This window comes from Mycolicibacterium arseniciresistens (assembly GCF_030519285.1).
In the GTDB taxonomy this organism is placed as follows: Bacteria; Actinomycetota; Actinomycetes; order Mycobacteriales; family Mycobacteriaceae; genus Mycobacterium; species Mycobacterium arseniciresistens.
Map to the genome: position 1 here is coordinate 1 of NZ_JAUMSQ010000357.1, position 2,163 is coordinate 2,163.

At 71.9% G+C, this 2,163-nt stretch carries 2 protein-coding genes and 1 pseudogene; 2 read left to right on the forward strand and 1 reads right to left on the reverse strand.

Annotated features, from left to right (window positions below):
• Positions 1-767: inositol monophosphatase family protein (locus tag Q2100_RS28215; protein WP_302916700.1), on the reverse strand; the 767-nt coding region annotated here is incomplete at its 3' end.
• Between the two features lie 139 nt (positions 768-906).
• Between Q2100_RS28215 and ppgK the strand changes: the two genes are divergently transcribed.
• Together ppgK and Q2100_RS28225 are read left to right on the forward strand one after the other, a co-directional pair.
• A complete protein-coding gene (gene ppgK, locus Q2100_RS28220; RefSeq protein ID WP_269896153.1) occupies positions 907-1,716 on the forward strand; it encodes a polyphosphate--glucose phosphotransferase in 810 nt (269 codons plus the stop codon).
• 206 nt (positions 1,717-1,922) lie between these two features.
• Positions 1,923-2,163, forward strand: a pseudogene (locus Q2100_RS28225) (RNA polymerase sigma factor); the annotation flags it as partial.

The window sequence follows — 2,163 nt, forward strand, 5'->3', positions numbered from 1 at the left end:
ACCCCGCCGTCGGGCGGCGGCAGCGCCAGCCGGGCGCCCGCCTCGGCGGCGATCAGCGCGCCCGCCGCCCAGTCCCACACGTTGACCCCGTCCTCGTAGTAGGCGTCGAGCCGGCCGTCGGCGACCATGCACAGGTCCAGGGCGCACGAACCGATCCGCCGCATGTCACGCACCAGCGGCAGCACGCGGGTCAGGATCTCGGCCTGCTCCCGCCGCCGCTGCGGGGCATAGCCGAAGCCGGTGCCCAGCAGCGCCATGGCCAGCTCATCGGCGTCACTGCACCGAAGGGGACGGGTACCTGCGCCGTCGCGGACCTGCGCCCCGTGGCCGCGCGCCGCGGAGTACACCGCGCCGGCCGCCACGTCGGCGACGGCGCCCGCCACCGACTCGCCGTCGAGCTGGGCGGCGACCGACACCGCGTACGCCGGGATGCCGTAGACGAAGTTCACCGTGCCGTCGATGGGGTCGAGCACCCAGGTGATGCGTCCGGCACGGACCCCGGCGGCGCCGCCCTCCTCCTCGCCCAGCACGTGTTCACCGGGCCGCAGCACGGCCAGCCGCTCGCGCAGCAGCCGCTCGGTCTCGGTGTCGACGATCGTCACCGGGTCCGTGCGGCTGCTCTTCGAACGCACCGCACCGCCGTCCGACGGGCTTGCTGCCGCCCCGAACACCTCGGCCCGGCGCCGCCGGACGAATTCCGCGGCCTCGTCGGCCAACTGGTCGGCCACCGCGCGCAGCGTCCCCGGGTCACTGTCGATTTCGGTCACAGCGCCATCGCACCACTTTCGGCGTGGAATGTCGCTGACCGGTTGCCCGACAGTCACGCGGGAGCATGGTCGAGCCGTTAGTGTGTGGGACGCGAGACGCTTGCCGGGTTCGCGCCGGCCGTGTGCTGAAGGAGCGCCCATGACCGCCACTGAGTCCCCCGTCGCCGACCCGGACGGCGGTGGCGATGCGCAGCGCCGGGGATTCGGGATCGACGTGGGCGGCAGCGGGGTCAAGGGCGGCGTGGTCGACCTCGACACCGGAGCGCTGATCGGCGAACGCTTCAAGCTGGCCACCCCGCAACCCGCCACCCCCGACGCGGTGGCCAAGACCATCGCCGCCGTCGTCCGCGAGTTCGGCTGGACCGAGAACCTGGGCGTCACCTACCCGGGCGTGGTGACCGACGGCATCGTGCGGACCGCGGCCAACGTGGACAAGGCCTGGATCGGCACGAACGCCCGCGAGGCCATCGCGGCCGAACTCGGCGGTCAGTCGATCACGGTGCTCAACGACGCCGACGCGGCCGGGCTGGCCGAGGAGCGGTTCGGCGCGGGCCGCGACAACACGGGGGTCATCGTCCTGCTGACCTTCGGCACCGGCATCGGGTCCGCGGTGATCCACAACGGCGCCCTGCTGCCGAACACGGAGTTCGGCCACCTCGAGGTGGGCGGCAAGGAAGCCGAGCACCGGGCCGCGTCCTCGGTCAAGGAACGCAAGGACTGGAGCTACGAGCGGTGGTCCGAGGAGGTCACCCGGGTGCTGATCGCGATCGAGAACGCGATCTGGCCCGACCTGTTCATCGCCGGCGGCGGCATCAGCCGCAAAGCGGACAAGTGGATCCCGCTGCTGAAGAACCGCACCCCTGTGGTGGCGGCCACACTGCAGAACACCGCGGGCATCGTCGGCGCCGCGATGGCGGCGGCGGTCGACGTCACCACTACTGCCAAGTAACTTTTCGCCGGACACGCGCGGGCCTGCCGGATTTGCCGCTCGAGGCGGCGTTACCACACACTGTCGTTACAATGGTCGAGGCGGCCGCCTACCGAATAGCGGCGGGTAATCCCCAGTAGCAGATACAACGCCGCATTCGACATAGCAGACGCTTTCGGTGGCGCACGCCTGCGCAGACCGGAGTACGCACGACCGAAAGGGTGTACGTGGCAGCGACCAAGGCAAGCCCGGCAACCGACGAGCCGGTGAAGCGCACCGCCACCAAGACTCCCGCCAAGAGAGCCCCGGCGAAGACCGCCAACGGGGCGGCGCCCGCCAAGCGGGCCGCCGCCAAGGCCCCCGCCCGCGCGGCCAAGGCCGAGAACGGCGCGGCACCCAAGGCACGGGCCGGCGCCAAGCCGGCCAAGGCTCCCGCCAAGGGACCGGCCAAGACGCGCGCGAAGAAAT

What these genes read in the sequence shown, in the direction of transcription:
- ppgK (WP_269896153.1), top strand. Translation starts at nt 907, where the DNA reads ATGACCGCCACTGAGTCCCCCGTCGCCGACCCGGACGGCGGTGGCGAT.